This window comes from Peiella sedimenti (assembly GCF_030504955.1).
In the GTDB taxonomy this organism is placed as follows: Bacteria; Pseudomonadota; Alphaproteobacteria; order Caulobacterales; family Caulobacteraceae; genus Brevundimonas; species Brevundimonas sedimenti.
On record NZ_JAUKTR010000001.1, the window covers coordinates 110,127 to 122,135 of the forward strand.

The 12,009-nt window shown below is 69.0% G+C and carries 10 protein-coding genes; 7 read left to right on the forward strand and 3 right to left on the reverse strand.

Going from position 1 to position 12,009, the window contains the following annotated elements; translation table 11 throughout:
• Positions 1-28 precede the first annotated feature (28 nt).
• Both glpK and Q0812_RS00590 read left to right on the forward strand, forming a co-directional pair.
• On the forward strand, positions 29-1,507 hold the full coding sequence (glpK, locus tag Q0812_RS00585; protein WP_302108349.1) for a glycerol kinase GlpK: 1,479 nt from the start codon (positions 29-31) through the stop codon (positions 1,505-1,507).
• 41 nt (positions 1,508-1,548) lie between these two features.
• Complete coding sequence (locus Q0812_RS00590) at positions 1,549-2,124, forward strand: GNAT family N-acetyltransferase (RefSeq protein ID WP_425281533.1); 576 nt, start codon at positions 1,549-1,551, stop codon at positions 2,122-2,124.
• On the opposite strand, the gene Q0812_RS00595 is transcribed toward Q0812_RS00590, so the two are convergent.
• Positions 2,096-2,830, reverse strand: coding sequence for a 2OG-Fe(II) oxygenase (locus Q0812_RS00595; protein ID WP_302108350.1), 735 nt, complete (start codon positions 2,828-2,830; stop codon positions 2,096-2,098). The two genes, Q0812_RS00590 and Q0812_RS00595, sit on opposite strands and share 29 nt — an antisense overlap.
• 7 nt (positions 2,831-2,837) lie before the next feature.
• Positions 2,838-3,593, reverse strand: a complete 756-nt coding sequence (locus Q0812_RS00600) for a LytTR family DNA-binding domain-containing protein (RefSeq protein WP_302108351.1) — start codon at positions 3,591-3,593, stop codon at positions 2,838-2,840.
• 948 nt (positions 3,594-4,541) lie between these two features.
• Here Q0812_RS00600 and Q0812_RS00605 point away from each other — a divergent pair.
• Positions 4,542-4,997 carry a DUF2306 domain-containing protein gene (locus Q0812_RS00605; protein WP_302109185.1) on the forward strand — a complete coding sequence of 152 codons (456 nt, stop codon included), beginning with the start codon at positions 4,542-4,544 and terminating at the stop codon, positions 4,995-4,997.
• On the opposite strand, the gene Q0812_RS00610 is transcribed toward Q0812_RS00605, so the two are convergent.
• Positions 4,951-5,715, reverse strand: a complete 765-nt coding sequence (locus Q0812_RS00610) for a TetR/AcrR family transcriptional regulator (RefSeq protein WP_302108352.1) — start codon at positions 5,713-5,715, stop codon at positions 4,951-4,953. The genes Q0812_RS00605 and Q0812_RS00610 overlap by 47 nt on opposite strands.
• Positions 5,716-5,927: 212 nt before the next feature.
• On the opposite strand from Q0812_RS00610, the gene Q0812_RS00615 reads away from it, so the two are divergent.
• From Q0812_RS00615 to sucD, 4 genes are all read left to right on the forward strand, one after another.
• A complete protein-coding gene (locus Q0812_RS00615) occupies positions 5,928-8,243 on the forward strand; it encodes a TonB-dependent receptor (RefSeq protein ID WP_302108353.1) in 2,316 nt (771 codons plus the stop codon).
• A gap of 117 nt (positions 8,244-8,360) precedes the next feature.
• Complete coding sequence (locus Q0812_RS00620) at positions 8,361-9,680, forward strand: spinster family MFS transporter (RefSeq protein ID WP_302108354.1); 1,320 nt, start codon at positions 8,361-8,363, stop codon at positions 9,678-9,680.
• A gap of 95 nt (positions 9,681-9,775) precedes the next feature.
• A complete protein-coding gene (sucC, locus tag Q0812_RS00625; protein WP_302108355.1) occupies positions 9,776-10,966 on the forward strand; it encodes an ADP-forming succinate--CoA ligase subunit beta in 1,191 nt (396 codons plus the stop codon).
• A 42-nt stretch (positions 10,967-11,008) separates the two neighbouring features.
• A complete protein-coding gene (sucD, locus tag Q0812_RS00630; RefSeq protein WP_302108356.1) occupies positions 11,009-11,911 on the forward strand; it encodes a succinate--CoA ligase subunit alpha in 903 nt (300 codons plus the stop codon).
• Positions 11,912-12,009: the final 98 nt, after the last annotated feature.

A 12,009-nucleotide genomic window follows, 5' to 3' on the forward strand; every position in this document is an offset into this window, starting at 1 on the left:
GGCGCGTCACATTAGGGAGCCTTCGCCCGTGCCGGACCTGATCCTCGCCATCGACCAGGGCACCACTTCGACCCGCGCCATCGTCTTTGACCAGGCCCTGCGGCCCGTAGCGCTGAAGCAGATCGCGCTGAAGCAATCCTACCCCCAGCCGGGCTGGGTCGAGCACGATGCCGAAGAGATCTGGCAGGCGGCCTTGCAGACCTGCCGCGAGGCCGTGCGCGAGGCGGGCGGAGTGGAGCGCATCGCCGCCATCGGCCTGACCAACCAGCGCGAGACGGTGGTGCTTTGGGAGCGGGCCACCGGGCGCCCGCTGGCGCCGGCCATCGTCTGGCAGGACCGCAGGACGGCCGAGGTCTGCGCGGGCCTTCGCGGGCAGGGGCTGGAGGACGAGGTGCGGGCGCGCACCGGCCTGCTGCTCGATCCCTACTTCTCGGCCACCAAGGCGGCCTGGCTGCTGGACCGCGTCGAGGGCGCCCGCGCGCGGGCCGAAGCGGGCGAGTTGTGCCTGGGCACCATCGACTGCTGGCTGATGTTCCGGCTGACCGGCGGTGCGCGGTTCCAGACCGATGCGTCGAACGCGGCCCGGACCCTGCTGATGGATCTGGAGCGCATTCAGTGGGACGACCGCCTGCTGGAGCTGTTCCGCGTGCCGCGCGCCACGCTGCCCGAGATCGTCGACTGCTCGGGAGACCTGGGCGAGACCGAGCCGTCGCTGCTGGGCCGCGCCGTCCCCATTCGCGGCTCGGCGGGGGATCAGCAGGCCGCCCTGATCGGGCATGGCGGGCTGGAGCCGGGGACGGTCAAGATCACCTACGGCACGGGCGCCTTCCTGGTGGCCGAGACGGGCGCTCCCAAGGCCTCGTCGGCGCGGCTGCTCACCACCCTGGCCTGGCGAGTGGGCGGTCGGGCCGCCTATGCGCTGGAGGGCTCCATCTTCTTCGCGGGGGCCACCATCGGCTGGCTGAGGGACGGGCTGGGCCTGATAGGGGCCAGCCGCGACAGCGAGGCGGCGGCCCAGGGGCTGAGGGATAACGGCGGCGTCTACCTGGTTCCCGGCTTCGCGGGGCTGGGGGCGCCGCATTGGTCGGCCGAGGCGCGGGCTGCCATCGTCGGCCTGACGCCGGACGCGGGCCGGTCGAATGTGGTGCGGGCGGGTCTGGAATCCCTGGCCTACCAGACCGAGGACCTGCTCACGGCCATGGCGGCGGACGGCGTGGTCCGGCCGAAGCGGCTGAAGGTGGACGGCGGGGTTACGGCGAACGCCTTCGCCATGCAGTTCCTGGCCGACATTTGTCAGGTGGAGGTGGAGCGGCCCGCCTTCCAGGAGATGACGGCGCTCGGCGCGGCGCGGCTGGCGGCCATGGGCGCGGGGCTCGAGGTCAGCGGGCCTGAGGGGGAACCGGCTGAATGGAAGCCCCGCATGGGACGGAATGAGCGCGACCGGCTGCTGAAGGGTTGGCGGGCCGCCGTCAGGGGCGTGCTGGAGATCGCAAGGGCGGGCGCTTGAGCCGGAGCGCGAACCCGGCCACAGCAGGCGATGAAGAGGGGATGACCATGCGCGCGGATGTGCGGATTGAAACCGAACGCCTGATCCTGAGGCCCACGCAGGCGGAAGACTTCAAGGGCTGGGCCGAGATGATGGCCGACCCCGAGACGGCGCGTTTCATCGGCGGGGTGCAGCCGGCGGCCCAGGCATGGCGCGGCATGATGACCATGGCCGGCGCCTGGCATCTGACGGGCGTGGCCATGTTCTCGGTCATCGAGAAGGCGACCGGCCGCTGGGTCGGACGGCTGGGCCCGTGGACGCCGCTGGGCTGGCCGGGGACCGAGGTGGGCTGGGGCCTGCACCGCGCCGCCTGGGGCAAGGGCTATGCGACCGAGGGCGCTGCGGCGGCCATGGACTATGCCTTTGACGTGCTGGGCTGGAACGAGGTCATCCACTGCATCGACCCGGAGAACACGCCGTCGGCGCGGGTGGCCGAACGGCTGGGTTCGCGGATGATCGGCCCGGTGACGATGCCGCCGCCCTTCGAGCACATGCCGGTCAACGCCTGGGGTCAGAGCCGGGAAGAGTGGGCGAAGAACCGGCTGTCGGTCACCCGCCCGCCGGCGGGTCGTCCCTGAGCCAGCCGGTGATGGAATAGCGACCGGTGGGCGCGAAGGGCGCGACGGCCGTCACCGAGTGCATGCGCAGTCCGTCGAACAGGGTCAGGGTGTTCCACTGCGGGGTATAGGCGCGCTCGATGTTCATGTCGGCGTCCTGAAAGGCCAGCAGGCCGCCCCAGTCGGGCTCCCAGCCCTTGCAGAAGGATAGGGTGTAGGCCGCGCGCCGTTCCTTGATGCGGCCATCGTCGATGTGCCGCGTCAGGAAGTGGCCGGGCGCGTAGAAGGTGGCCTGGGCGTCGGTCTTGGTGATGCGGCTGGCCCGGATGATGCGCCGGCCGAAGTCGCGGAACTCGTCGGTCTGCAGGAACTCGGTCACGGCGTGCAGCGGATGGCCGGGGTCCCAGCCCGACATATAGGCCGTGATCATCGGATAGACGTTGTAGACGTAGCCGATGTTGCGGGCGGCCTGGGCGTAGATGGTCTCCATCAGGCGACGGCGACCCTCGGGCCCCATGGCCTCGAGATCCTCGCGCGAAGTGACCATGGCCTTGCCGGCGGCCTCGTCGCCCCAGGCCAGCTTCCAGGGCGTGCGCCGCGCCAGCAGATCGTGCAGGGCCTCGGCCTGATCCTCGGGGAAAATCCCCGCCACCTGTACGGCCCGGTCGCGGGCATAGCCCTCTGCGAAGGCGTCGGGATCGAGGGCGGGGTTCAGGCTGAGACGCATGGCGGCCTCAATACCAGCCTTCGGCCCGCAGGGCGCGAGCGTAGGTGCGGCTGACCGGCGCCTCGAGCCCGCCGTCCAGGATCAGGGTGGCGCGGCCGTCGCCCCGGCGCACGTCCCTGACCGCGGACCGGGCCGCCCACCAGCTGCGGTGGACCTGGGCCCCCTCGATGCCCTCCAGTTCGCGCACGGCGTCGGCAAGGCGCATAAGGATCAGGTCCGAGCCGCGATCCGTATGGATGCGCAGGTAGTGGTCCTCGGCCTGGACGGCGATCACCTGGGCCCCCTTCAGCTTGAGGGGCAGGCGTTCGAGGAAGGGGGCGGGCCCGCCACCCGGCGCGGCGGCGTGAGTCTCGACGGGCTGGCGGTGCAGCAGAAGGTTGATGCCGGTCATGGCGGCGCAGATGATCAGCACCGGCGGGAAGAAGGCCAGCAGGGTGCCGCCTGCCCAGACGCCGTCGAAAAACAGCGGCGTGACCAGCCAGACGAAGACGGTGATGGGTGCGGCGATGGCCGGGCTCATCACCGCCCACATCAGCCAGGGCCGGCGCTCGAGCGATTTCATGCGGCTGATCGGCCAGGCCGCCACGCCGGCGATCATGGCGCCGCCCACCATGGTGGTGAGCCAGTAGCCGTAGCGGATGGGCGCCGGAGCGCCATCGCTGCCGAAGGCCCCGACCGCGGCCAGAAACAGTCCCGCCAGCGCCGCCACGGCCAGGCCCTGCAGCCACGGCCTGATCTGTTCGAACCTGACGCCGATCCCCATTCCCCCTGCAAAGCATGATCCGGCGCGGTCGGGAAGCCGAGGCGGGCGCGGCACGGTGACAATCCCCTCTGCGCCTGTGGGAACAAGAACCGTTAGCTGGTCAGCTTCACCGATGGACTCCTACTTCAACGGGAGGAGGATCGAGCGTCACCTCTCAGCTGTATGTCAGCCGGGCGGGGCAGCCCCGCGTAAAGGACGCGAGCCTGTGCAGACTCGCGCCGCCAGAGCGGTGGCCTGAAGGGTCATCCTTGACCCGGCCCGTCCGCCCGGCAGAGTGCTCGGCATGAGAGAAAGGGGCAAAGGTAGCAGCCAGTGCGATCCATCATTCTGCTGGCCGTCGTGGGCGGTTGCGCGCCGACGGATGAGCTGAGCCAGTTCGAGGCTCGAGCTGTCAGAGAAATCGAACGTTGCATTGCGTCGGGCCAGGATTGCTCGACAGCGCAACGGCTCGATCCAGATTCCTGGCGGGAGGTGCGTGACTTATCGCGGCGACGGTGTGGCGAGGTGACTGTCCGCGCGCGGCTTTCGGACCGCACCTACGTCGCCGACTACACCTGCCCGATCGGATCTCAACTTGTCGTCTATCGCGCGAAGGCGGATCTCGGGATCCGGTCGGAGATCTAAAGACCAATTGTCACCTTTGACGTGCTGCCCCGAGGCTCTGGCGCGTCACCTGATTAGTTGACGCTGCGCACAGTTCCGAGGGAGCTCAAGCGGCTGCGCACGGCCCGACCGTTCACGAAGCGCGAACGGCGGGCGGCCGCGGCTCGCGAAGAGACGGCGGCGCTCCACGCAAGCAAGATTGCGAGGCGCCGGGCGCGACGCTGAGGTCTGCCCATCGATCCGATGGAGACCCGCATGTCTGACCTTGCCCTGTCCCGTTCCAAGCCCAAGCGGCCGGAGCGCATCGCCCGCAACCCGTTCACCGACTGGCGGGTGCTGTCCCTCATGGCTCTGGTCGTCGGGGGCCTGAGCTGGCTGAGCGTCAGGGCCGGGGGGCGGCTGCACGCCCCGGACCTGTCGCTGCTTGGTGAGGTTCCGCCCGCCGTCGTCGTCCACCTGGGCGGGGCGCTGACCGCCCTGTCGATCGGGGTCGTGCTGCTTCTTGGCGTGAAGGGAAACAGGGTACACCGGACGCTGGGCTGGACCTGGGTCATCGCCATGGCGGTGACGGCGGTCAGCTCACTATTCATCCGCCAGATCAACGGCGGGGCGTTCAGCTTCATCCACCTGCTCAGCGGCTGGACCATCATCGTGCTGCCCATGGCGGTATTCGCCGCCCGCCGGCATCAGGTGGCGCGACACAGCCGCGAGATGACGGGCCTGTTCGTGGGGGGGCTGCTGCTGGCGGGCGCGCTCAGCTTCCTGCCGGGGCGCCTGCTGTGGGAGATGTTCCTGGGGTGAGGGGGGCGCTCTCACAGACGGAACGGAAGCCCGCCGCAGCAAACTTGATCATGTAGGCCTTGGCCGATTCGAGGTCGCCCGATCGGCACAGACCGCCGGACAGGCGGTCGAGGCGCCCCGTCTCACCCAGGGTCAAGGTCAGGGCGCCCGACAGCTGATGATAGGCCCAATAGACCTGGCGCGGGTCGGTCTCGGGAAACAGCTGGCCGATCAGCTCGATCAGCCGGTGCACCGCCGGGTCGAAGTAGCGGGTCATGGTTTCGCCGCCCCATACCGGATTGGCGTTGGCCTGGGCCACCAGCGAGGCGTAGTGCTTCCAGCCCGGGCCGCCCTTTTCGGACCAGTCGAAGACCGGCCGCACGAAGGCGTCGAGCACGCCCTCCAGCGTCATGTTCTGGCCGGCCTCGGCGGCGTAGCGGTTCATGGCGTCCAGCCGCTCGCGGTGCCAGATGTGCGCCCGGCGCAGGAAGACCGAGTCGAACAGCTCGCGCTTGGCCCCGAAATAGTAGTGCACCAGCGCCGTATCGACGCCCGCCTCGGCCGCCACCTCGCGGATGGTGACGCCGTAAAAGCCGTGCTTGGAAAACAGATCCTCGGCGGCGTCCAGTATGGTGTCGCGCGTATCGCCGCCGGCCAGCGTCTTGGGCGGGCGGCCGCGCTTGCCGCCGTTCGCGCCCTTGCGCCGCCCATTCGCGGGCTTGCCTGCCTCCAAGGCCATGACGCTTCGCACCCCTCTGCGCGCGGACCCTCGCTGTACCCAGGCCGCTCTGTGTCCAGACCGCTCTGTGCCCGGACGGCAACGCTAGCGGCCGATTGAGCCCCAGACCAGCCCCCGCCCGTTTGACAGGCGGGTCCTGAAAGCGCACTTTCCAATAAAATCATTTATCACTGAATAAACCCAAATAAGGGTTGTTCTACGGGGGAATACCGATGCGTGCATTCACCAAGTCCGCCCTCCTCGCGGGGGCTGCCTGGTCCGTCATGTCCGTGGGCGCCTACGCCCAGGACGCTCAGCCCGGCGCCACGGCGGTCGAAGAGGTGGTCGTCACCGCCCGCCGCACCGAGGAGCGGCTGCAGGAAACCCCGCTGTCCATCTCGGCCTTCTCGGGCGAGGAACTGGAGGAGCGCGGCGCCACCAATGTCACCGACCTGCAGGGCGCGGTGCCGAACCTGAACATCGTCCAGGGGCGCGGCTCGTCGGACTCGACCAACATCTACATCCGCGGCATCGGCCAGCCCGACGCCCTGCAGACCTTTGACCCGGCCGTCGGCGTGTATGTGGACGACGTCTATCTGTCGCGCATCCGCGGCACCCAGCTGGAGCTGCTGGACCTGCAGCGCGTCGAGGTGCTGCGCGGGCCCCAGGGCACCCTGTACGGCAAGAACACCATCGGCGGCGCCGTTCGCCTGGTGACGCGCACGCCTGACCAGGGCCCGTACGGCAACGCCTCGCTGACCTACGGCGACTACAACGAGCGCGCCGTGCGCATCAGCGGCGCGGCGCCCATCAACGACCAGTGGGCCATCGGCGGCGCCGTGCTGATCGCGGACCGCGACGGCTATGTCACCGACTCGTTCACCTATGGCCGCACCTACAACGACCGCAATGTGACGGCGGCGCGCCTGGCCGCCTCGTGGACGCCGCGCGACAACTTCCGCCTGGACCTGGCGGCGGACGCCACCCAGCAGCGCTCGGCCATGACGGTGGGCCGCCTGGAAAGCACCGTCTATACGACGGACCTGGCTCTCGGCACGCGCACCAACCGCCAGCTGGCCCCTGCGCCGGGCAGCGAGTGGGACTTCCGCTCGCAGACCACGCCGACCCTGCCGAACGAGTCGCCGCTGAGCCACTGGGGCGTGTCGGCCACGGCCACCCTGGACCTGAGCGACAGCCTGACCCTGCGCTCGATCACGGCCTATCGTGAGCTGTCGTACGACGACTACATCGACATCGACGCGACGCGCTTCGAACTGGGCGGCGACGTCTTCGTGGGCGTCGATCAGACCCAGCTGAGCCAGGAGTTCCAGCTGAACTGGGACAACGGCGGGCGTCTGACCGGCGTGGGCGGCGTCTACTACATGCAGGAGAACATCGTCTCGGAGCAGGCGGCCTATGGCGACGACCTGTTCACGACGCTGGGCCTGCCCACCGGCTTCACCCGCACCATCGCGGACGACCTGGACACCACCAGCTGGGCCGCCTACGCCAACGCCAACTTCGACGTGACGGACGCCCTGCGGGTCACGGCCGGCGTGCGCTATACCCACGAGAGCAAGGATTACTGGCGCACCACGACCCAGGACTGGACCATCCCGCTGACGGGCATTCCCCTGATCGACGGCATCCTGCAGCCCTTCAATCTGGACCCGGTGTTCACCTTCGACGTGTCGAACGACTGGTCGTCGGTCTCGCCGATGCTGTCGGCGGACTACCGCCTGAGCGAGGACGCCATGGTCTATGCCCGCGTTTCGCATGGCTTCAAGTCGGGCGGCTTCAACGGCCGGGCCAACAACCCCGGTGAGCAGCAGCCCTACGACCCGGAAACGGTGATCAGCTATGAAGCCGGGGCCAAGACCGACTGGTTCGACGGCCGCCTGCGCGCCAACGTGGCCCTGTTCTACAACGAGTACAGCGACTTCCAGGCCCGCGTGTCGGATTGCGTGGTGAACCCGGCCACGCCGTCGCTGCCCTGCTCCATCTCGCTGACGGTGCTGAACGCCGGCGAGCTGATCACCCAGGGCGCCGAGTTGGAGCTGCTGGCCGCGCCGATCGACAACCTGACCCTGGAGGCCCAGGTCGGCTATCTGGACGCCAGCTATGGCGAGTTCGAGGACGTGCGCTTCACCGCCTTCGGCGGCAGCCGCGCCTTCCAGACTCCGGCCTTCTCGCCGGAATGGACGACGCGCCTGGCGGGCGCCTACGCCTTCCAGCTGGGCGACAACGGCTCGCTGACCCTGGGCGGCCAGGCCCGCTATCGCTCGGAGATGGCGCTGGCGGTGGACAACACCGAGGTCAACGCGACCACCCGCATCGATTCCATGTTCCAGGACGCCTACTGGCTGTACGACGCCCAGCTGGTCTGGACGAGCGCGGACGACCACTACACGCTGGGTCTCTACGGCCGGAACCTGAGCGACGAGGTCTACAAGACCGACGCCCAGGAGTTCTCGACGGTGGGCGGCATCCGCACCGCCTATTACGGCGCGCCGCGCACCTGGAGCGTGACCTTCACGGCCCGCTTCTGAGGCGCCGGACGATCTGAAGTCGAGGGCGGCGAGCTGGAAGGTTCGCCGCCCTTTTTTCTTGCCGCGAACGAGGGCCCCGCTAGGGTCGGCGCGAGCGCCTGTATTGGGGGAATGAGCATGACCGAGGCCGCCGCCGCGCCCGCCGAGAGGCCGGGCTATCGCTACTTCGTGCTGGCGATGCTCTTTCTGGTCTACGCCTTCAACTTCCTGGACCGGCAGATCATCTCGATCCTGGCCATCCCGATCCGCGAAGAGCTGAACCTGTCGGACCGGCAGCTGGGCCTGTTGGGCGGCATCGCCTTCGCCGCGCTCTATTCAACGCTGGGGGTGCCGATCGCCTGGCTGGCCGACCGGACGAGCCGGGTGCGGATCGTGGCGGTGTCCCTGACCCTGTGGAGCGCCTTCACCGCCCTGTGCGGCATGGCGGGCAACTTCTGGCAGCTGTTCGCCTCGCGCGTCGGCGTCGGCATCGGCGAGGCGGGCGGCGTCGCCCCCTCCTATTCGCTGATCGCCGATTACTTCCCGCCCCAGAGCCGGGCGCGCGCCCTGGCGATCTACTCGCTGGGAATCCCGATCGGCAGCGCCTTCGGCGTCATCGCCGGCGCCCAGATCGCCGGGGGCGCGCTTGGCGAGGGCCTCGACTGGCGGTCCGCCTTCATCATCGTCGGTCTGGCCGGCGTGGTGCTGGCCCCGGTCTTCTGGCTGACCGTGCGCGAGCCCCGGCGCGGCGGCCTGGACGCGGCGCCGGCCGCCCCCGCCGCCGAAGCTGGAGCCGGAGCCGCGGCGCGGCGTCCTGGCGTGCTGGCGACCCTCAAGCTCCTGTCCAAAAAGCCCGCCTTCTGGTTCCTGACCTTCGGCGCCTCGTGCTCGTCGATGATGGGCTACGGCGTCTTCTTCTGGCTGCCCAGCTTCTTCGCGCGCAGCTTCGAGTTGGGGATCATCGAGACGGGCTGGCTGTTCGGGGGCGTGCTGTTCGTCGGCGGCAGCCTGGGCATCATCGCCGGCGGCGTTCTGGCCGACTGGCTGGGCAAGGCTAAGAAGTCCGCCTACGCGCTCGTGCCCGCCGCCGCCTTCTTCCTGGCCTTTCCCATGTACGTGGCCGGGGTGCTGGCGCCCTCGCCGAGCATCGCGGTGGTGCTGTTCCTGATTCCGACGGCGCTGGGCCTGGTCTGGCTGGGCCCGGCGCTCTCGGCCTTCCAGCATCTGGCGCCGCCGGAGATGCGGGCCATGGCCTCGGCGATCTTCCTGCTCTTCAACAACCTGCTGGGCATCGGCGGGGGCATCTATGTGCTGGGCGAGATCTCGACCCTGCTGACGCCGCACTTCGGCGCCGAGGCCCTGCGCTATTCCATCATGACCGGCGCCTCGCTCTATCTGGTGGCCGGGGCCCTGTTCCTGATGGCCGCCAGGACCATGGAGCGGGACTGGGTGCGATAGGCCGCGCGCCCTGATTTCAAGGAGGCGGTTGCGCCCGCAAAAGGGCGCCGCCTATAAGCGGCGCGACGTTTCTCCCCTAGGGTCGCACGGCTTCCATGAACATCCACGAGTACCAGGGCAAACAGCTCCTGAAAGGCTATGGCGCGCCGGTCGCCGAGGGCGTGGCCATCACCAGCGCCGATCAGGCCGAGGCCGCGGCGAAGCAGCTGCCCGGGCCGCTGTACGTGGTGAAGTCGCAGATCCACGCCGGCGGGCGCGGCAAGGGCAGGTTCAAGGAGCTGGGCGAGGGCGCCAAGGGCGGGGTGCGCCTGGCCAGGTCCATCGACGAGGTGGTCGCCAACGCCCGTGAGATGCTGGGCAATACGCTGGTCACCGCCCAGACGGGCCCGAACGGCAAGCAGGTCAACCGCCTCTATATCGAGGACGGCGCCGACATCGCCCGCGAGCTGTACTGCTCGCTGCTGGTGGACCGGTCGGTGGGCCGGGTGGCCTTCGTGGTCTCCACCGAGGGCGGCATGGACATCGAGGCCGTGGCCCACGACACGCCCGAGAAGATCCTGACCGTCGCCATCGACCCCGAGGCGGGCGTCACTTCGGCCGACGTCAGCAAGATCAACGCGGCGCTGAAGCTGGACGGCCAGGCGGCCCAGGACGGCGAGTTCCTGTTCCCGCTGCTCTACCGGGCCTTCGTCGAGAAGGACATGAGCCTGCTCGAGATCAATCCCCTGATCGTCATGGAGAACGGCCGTCTGCGCGTGCTGGACGCCAAGGTCTCCTTCGACGGCAACGCCCTGTTCCGCCATGCGGACATCCAGGCCCTGCGCGACGAGACCGAAGAGGACGCCAAGGAGATCGAGGCCTCCAAGTGGGACCTGGCCTACGTCGCTCTGGACGGGAACATCGGCTGCATGGTCAACGGCGCCGGCCTGGCCATGGCGACCATGGACATCATCAAGCTGTACGGCAAAGAGCCCGCCAACTTCTGCGACGTGGGCGGCGGCGCCTCCAAGGAGAAGGTCGCCGCGGCCTTCAAGATCATCACCGCCGATCCGGCGGTCGAGGGCATCCTGGTCAACATCTTCGGCGGCATCATGCGCTGTGACGTCATCGCCGAGGGCGTGGTCGCGGCGGTCAAGGAAGTGGGCCTCAAGGTGCCGCTGGTGGTGCGCCTGGAAGGCACCAATGTCGAGCTGGGCAAGAAGATTCTGAACGAGTCGGGCCTGGCTATCACGGCCGCCGATGACCTGGACGACGCGGCCCAGAAGATCGTCGCGGCGGTGGGCTAAACGCCGCCTCCGCCCGCAGACACGAAAGCTCCGAGTTCAGACATGTCCATCCTCGTCGACAAGAACACCAAGGTCCTGGTCCAGGGCCTGACCGGCAAGACCGGCACATTCCACACCGAACAGGCGCTGCGCTACTACGGCACCCAGATGGTCGGCGGCGTGCATCCGGCCAAGGGCGGCGAGGTCTGGCACGGCTCGGAAGGCGAGAGCCTGCCCATCTTCGCCAGCGTCGCCGAGGGCCGCGAAAAGACCGGCGCGAACGCCAGCGTGATCTATGTGCCGCCGGCGGGCGCCGCCGACGCCATCATCGAGGCCATCGAGGCCGAGGTGCCCTTCATCGTCTGCATCACCGAGGGCATCCCGGTGCTGGACATGGTGCGGGTCAAGGCGCGGCTGGACCGCTCGAACTCGCGCCTGCTCGGGCCGAACTGCCCCGGCATCCTGACCCCGGAAGAGTGCAAGATCGGCATCATGCCGGGCTCCATCTTCAAGAAGGGCTCGGTCGGCGTGGTGTCGCGCTCGGGCACCCTGACCTATGAGGCGGTGTTCCAGACCACCAACGAGGGCCTGGGCCAGACCACGGCCGTCGGCATCGGCGGCGACCCGGTCAAGGGCACCGAGTTCATCGACGTGCTGGAGATGTTCCTCGCGGACGACGCCACCCAGTCGATCGTCATGATCGGCGAGATCGGCGGCGCGGCCGAGGAAGACGCCGCCCAGTTCCTGATCGACGAGGCCAAGAAGGGCCGCAGGAAGCCGATGGTGGGCTTCATCGCCGGGCGGACCGCTCCCAAGGGCCGCACTATGGGCCATGCCGGCGCGGTGGTTTCGGGCGGCAAGGGCGATGCGGAATCCAAGATCGCGGCCATGGAGGCGGCGGGCATCCGCGTGTCGCCGTCCCCCGCGCGCCTGGGCAAGACCCTGGTCGAGGTGCTGAAGGGCTGACCGCGGGGCGGGATTTTTCCGCCCTTCGCCTCGCTTCGGCCATGACCCGTCAAGAAACACGGCCTATATGAGCGACATCGCGCCGCAGCGCAGACGTG

Bases quoted from the DNA above. Each gene is read 5' to 3' on its own strand.
- Q0812_RS00590 (WP_425281533.1), top strand. From the start codon at position 1,549: ATGACCATGCGCGCGGATGTGCGGATTGAAACCGAACGCCTGATCCTG.
- Q0812_RS00595 (WP_302108350.1), bottom strand. From the start codon at position 2,830: ATGCGTCTCAGCCTGAACCCCGCCCTCGATCCCGACGCCTTCGCAGAG.
- Q0812_RS00600 (WP_302108351.1), bottom strand. From the start codon at position 3,593: ATGGGGATCGGCGTCAGGTTCGAACAGATCAGGCCGTGGCTGCAGGGC.
- Q0812_RS00605 (WP_302109185.1), top strand. From the start codon at position 4,542: ATGGCTCTGGTCGTCGGGGGCCTGAGCTGGCTGAGCGTCAGGGCCGGG.
- Q0812_RS00610 (WP_302108352.1), bottom strand. From the start codon at position 5,715: ATGGCCTTGGAGGCAGGCAAGCCCGCGAATGGGCGGCGCAAGGGCGCG.
- Q0812_RS00615 (WP_302108353.1), top strand. From the start codon at position 5,928: ATGCGTGCATTCACCAAGTCCGCCCTCCTCGCGGGGGCTGCCTGGTCC.
- Q0812_RS00620 (WP_302108354.1), top strand. From the start codon at position 8,361: ATGACCGAGGCCGCCGCCGCGCCCGCCGAGAGGCCGGGCTATCGCTAC.
- sucC (WP_302108355.1), top strand. From the start codon at position 9,776: ATGAACATCCACGAGTACCAGGGCAAACAGCTCCTGAAAGGCTATGGC.
- sucD (WP_302108356.1), top strand. From the start codon at position 11,009: ATGTCCATCCTCGTCGACAAGAACACCAAGGTCCTGGTCCAGGGCCTG.